Origin of the sequence: Nocardioides sp. (assembly GCF_051876515.1) — a bacterium.
Lineage (GTDB): Bacteria > Actinomycetota > Actinomycetes > Propionibacteriales > Nocardioidaceae > Nocardioides.
Map to the genome: position 1 here is coordinate 1 of NZ_JBJEHY010000026.1, position 4,158 is coordinate 4,158.

A 4,158-nucleotide genomic window follows, 5' to 3' on the forward strand; every position below is an offset into this window, starting at 1 on the left:
AGAGGCCATGGCCAAGCACCGCGCCGCCATCGCCAAGGGCGACGCCGATTCGAGCGACTACGAGCCCATGACCATCGTGCGCTGCACGCGGACGATGGTCGACCACCTGAGCCCGTTCGAAGAGGTGACGTGAGCCGGCGCCGCCCCCGCCGCGGCTACGGCGGCGGGGGCCTGGCCTCCCACTCCTACGAGAACGAGTGCCCCCGCTGCGGTCGCGACATCACCGACTGGCGCACCGCCACCAAGGTCCGCGGGACGTGGATCCACAAGACGTGTGCAGGCGGCGCGGACGACCGCTGACCGCCTTCCAACCAGCCGCCTCCGGGCGGCTCTCTGCATTTCAGGAGTACGAATGAACGCAGCCGACTACCACGGCTACCGCATCCACCCGGACGGCCGGATCGAACAGCGGCGCGTGCCCGGGCGCGCCATCCGGCCCTACGCCGTCAAGGGCGGCTACCTGCGCGTGACACTCCGGGTCGGCGGCCGTCAGGTCGGCAAGCTGGTGCACTGCCTGGTCGCCGAAGCATTCCTTGGCCCGCGCCCCAGCGGCCACGAGGTCAACCACATCGACGGCGACAAGACGAACAACCACGTCGGCAACCTCGAGTACGTCACGCCGAGCGAGAACGTCCGGCACTCGATCGCCGTGCTGCACACCGAGCGCGCGCCGGGCTCAAGGAACGCCAACGCCAAGCTCACCGAGGCCCAGGTCGCCGACATGCGCGACCGCTTCGACCGGGACGCGTCGAGCGCCCCCGCCCTTGCCGCCGAGTTCGGCATCACCTATGGAACCGCGTGGCGCATCGTCACCCGACGGACCTGGAGGCACGTCGCATGACTCTCACGGTAACGGACCTGTTTTGCGGGGGCGGCGGCTCCAGCACGGGCATGAAGGCCGTCGCAGGCGTCGAGATCGCCCACGCGAGCAACCACTGGTCGCTGGCGGTGGAAGTCCACAACCAGAACCACCCCGAGACGGACCACTCGTCCGTCGACCTCCACGAGGAGGATCCGCGCTACTTCCCCAAGACCGACATCCTCTGGGCCTCTCCCGAGTGCACGAAGTGGAGCCAGGCGTCGGGCGGGAAGTACTCCCACATCGGCACGGACGGCACCGACCTGCTCTCGCTGCTGCACCCGGAGTTGATCGACGAGGACCCCGAGGTCGCCATCGTGCAGCGCTCCAGGCTGCTGATGTTCGACGTCCTCCGGTTCGCCGCGCATCACCAGTACCGCGCGATGGTCGTGGAGAACGTCGTCGACATCGCGACCAACGCGAAGTACCGCGACGCCTGGACGCTCTGGCGTCAGCAGCTCGGAGTCCTCGGCTACGAGCACCGCGTCGTGAGCTTCAACAGCATGCACGCCTCAGCGCACGGCGACCCCGCACCGCAGTCCCGCGACCGGCTGTACATCGTGTGCTGGCGCAAGGGCGATCGCGCGCCGGACATCGACTCGGTGCTGCGCCCGCCCGCGTGGTGCTCGCGCTGCGGCCAGGTCGTGGAGTCGGAGCAGGTCTGGAAGAACGGCCGCACCGTCGGGAAGTACCGCTCGCAGTACGTGTACGCCCATGGCGCGTGCGGGACCACCGTTGAGCCCGCCTACCTCCCGGCCATGGCGGCGATCGACATGAGCCTGCGCGGCGTCCAGATCGGCCAGCGCACCAAGCCGCTGGCCGACAAGACGCGCCGCCGCATCGCCGCTGGGATCGCCCGCTACTGGGGGCCGATGCACATCGAGGCGGGCGGCAACCAGTACGACGCCGCCGACCCGAAGCACGTGCGCTACGGCGACCCGGCCGCGTACTACCGCGCGTGGCCCATGACGGATCCGATCCGCACCCTGCACACCGCCGAGTCCAAGGCGCTCGTCCTGCCGCTCGAGGGCCGCGCCGGCGACCGGTGCAGCACCGCGGCCGACACCCTGCGCACCCAGACTGCGCGACACCAGGACGGCTTCGTGACCCGCGCCGAGTGGGGCGGCCAGGACTGGTCCATGGCCGAGCCTTCGCCGACCGTGACGACCTACGACAACGCGAGCGTCATCAGCCCGCCGCTCATCACTCCGGCGGGAGGCACGTGGAACGACGACGCGCGGCCCGCGAACGAGGCTCACCGCACCATGACGACCCGCGAGACCTCGGCCATCGTGCAGCCGCCGTTCATCGCGGAACTCCGCGGCGGAGGCTCGGACGCCCGCTCGGCCACCGACCCCATGTCGACGGTCACCGCGTCGGGCAACCACCACGCACTCGTGCAGCGCCACAACACCGGCGGCGGCGAGATGCTGACCCCGGTGAGCGAGTACCTGCGCACGCTGACCACGACCGGCCACCAGTCCCTGCTGATGCCGTACTACGGCTCCAGCAAGGCCGCCCTGCCGGTCACGCGTCCGATCGGCACGCTGACCACCGTCGACAGGTACGCGCTGGTTCAGCCGCCCGAGCGGCGCTCGGTGACCGAGGCGGACATCAAGGCCGCAGAGGCGCTGGTCGACGAGGCGTTCTTCCGGATGCTCGAGCCGTCGGAGGTCGCCCTGGGCATGGCCTTCCCTGCCGACTACAAGTGGGCCGGGACGCGGCGCCAGCGGGTGAAGTTGGCGGGCAACGCCGTCACCCCGCCGGCTGCCCGCGACCTGCTCCACCCCGTGGCCGCCGCGCTCGGCGCAGCCGCCTGATCGAGAGGACTCCGCGTGACCACCTACGAAGAGTTCCTGACCGGCAAGGTCAGGTTCGACCGCGCCTACGGGCACCCGTGCACCGAGGAGGACGTCAACCCGATCCTGCTGCCCCACCAGCGCGCCGTCGTGGCGTGGGCCGTGCGCGGCGGACGCCGGGCCCTGTTTGAGAAGTTCGGGCTGGGCAAGACCGTGCAGCAGCTGGAGGTCCTGCGCCTCACGCTCGCCGCCTCGGGCGGCCGTGGCCTGATCGTGTGCCCTCTCGGCGTGCGCCAGGAGTTCGCCCACGACGCGCAGATGCTCGGCATGGAGGTGCCGCGATTCGTCCGTCGCAACGAGGAGCTGACCGGCGATGGGCTGTACATCACCAACTACGAGTCGGTGCGCGACGGCAAGCTCGACCCGAGTGGTTTCACCGTCGTCTCCCTCGACGAGGCGTCGGTGCTCCGGTCGTTCGGGTCGAAGACGTTCCAGACGTTCCTCACCCTGTTCGACTCGGTGCCGCACCGCTTCGTGGCCACGGCGACACCATCGCCGAACCGCTTCAAGGAGCTCATCCACTACGCCGGCTTCCTCGGCGTGATGGACACCGGGCAGGCGCTCACCCGCTTCTTCCAACGTGACTCCACGCAGGCGAACAACCTCACGCTGTACCCGCACAAGGAGCGGGAGTTCTGGCTCTGGCTCAACACCTGGGCGGTGTTCCTGCAGCGGCCCTCCGATCTCGGCTTCGATGACACGGGCTACGACCTGCCCGACCTCACCACGACGTGGCACCAGGTGGAGATGGAGACCGAGGTGGCCGTCGACCGGGACGGCCAGGTGCAGATGTACCGCAGCCGCAAGATGTCCACAGTCGACGCCAGCCGCGAGAAGCGCAGGACGATCGACGCGCGCGTGGAGAAGCTCAGGGCGATCGTGCGCGAGCACGCCGCACGCGACGACGGCCAGATCATCCTCTGGTGCCACCTCAACGACGAGCAGGCGGCCATCGAGAAGGTGCTCGCCGACGAGGGCCTGGCGTACTCCTCGGTGCACGGCAGCAACGACGTCGACGAGAACGAGCGCCGCCTCGCGGAGTGGAAGCGCTGCGAGACCTACGCCCTGATCGGCAAGCCGATGATGCTCGGCCAGGGGATGAACCTGCAGCAGTGCAACACGGCCGTCTTCGTCGGGATCGACGACAAGTTCAACGACTTCATCCAGGCGTGCCACCGGATCCAGCGCTTCGGGCAGACCCGCGAGTGCTTCGTCCACGCCATCTACGCCGAGACCGAAACCGAGATCCGCGGGCGCCTGCTGACGAAGTGGGCCCAGCACGAGGAGCTGACCGACAACATGACCGACGTCATCCGAGAACACGGGCTCGACACCGCCGGGATCGTGGCCGCGCTCGAACGCTCCATGGGCGTCGAGCGGGTCGAGGTCGCCGGCGAGGGTTGGACCTCGGTCCACAACGACACGGTGGACGAGACGGCC

Annotated in this window: 4 protein-coding genes; all 4 read left to right on the forward strand. The window is 69.4% G+C overall.

From position 1 onward, the window contains the following. Positions 1 to 129: 129 nt before the first annotated feature. Positions 130 to 300 (forward strand): hypothetical protein, encoded by a 171-nt coding sequence (locus ACI379_RS01345; protein ID WP_439790260.1) that lies wholly within the window; start codon positions 130 to 132, stop codon positions 298 to 300. Positions 301 to 352: 52 nt separating this feature from the next. Continuing rightward, entirely contained in the window at positions 353 to 841 is a 489-nt protein-coding gene (locus ACI379_RS01350) for an HNH endonuclease signature motif containing protein (protein WP_439790261.1), read from the forward strand. Further along, positions 838 to 2,679: a DNA cytosine methyltransferase gene (locus tag ACI379_RS01355; RefSeq protein WP_439790262.1), complete on the forward strand. Its 1,842-nt coding sequence runs from the start codon at positions 838 to 840 to the stop codon at positions 2,677 to 2,679. The genes ACI379_RS01350 and ACI379_RS01355 overlap by 4 nt, the downstream gene beginning before the upstream one ends. A 15-nt stretch (positions 2,680 to 2,694) precedes the next feature. Then, positions 2,695 to 4,158: helicase-related protein (locus tag ACI379_RS01360; RefSeq protein ID WP_439790263.1), on the forward strand; the 1,464-nt coding region annotated here is incomplete at its 3' end.

Coding starts and splice junctions, on each gene's coding strand:
- ACI379_RS01350 (WP_439790261.1), top strand. CDS start 353: ATGAACGCAGCCGACTACCACGGCTACCGCATCCACCCGGACGGCCGG.
- ACI379_RS01355 (WP_439790262.1), top strand. CDS start 838: ATGACTCTCACGGTAACGGACCTGTTTTGCGGGGGCGGCGGCTCCAGC.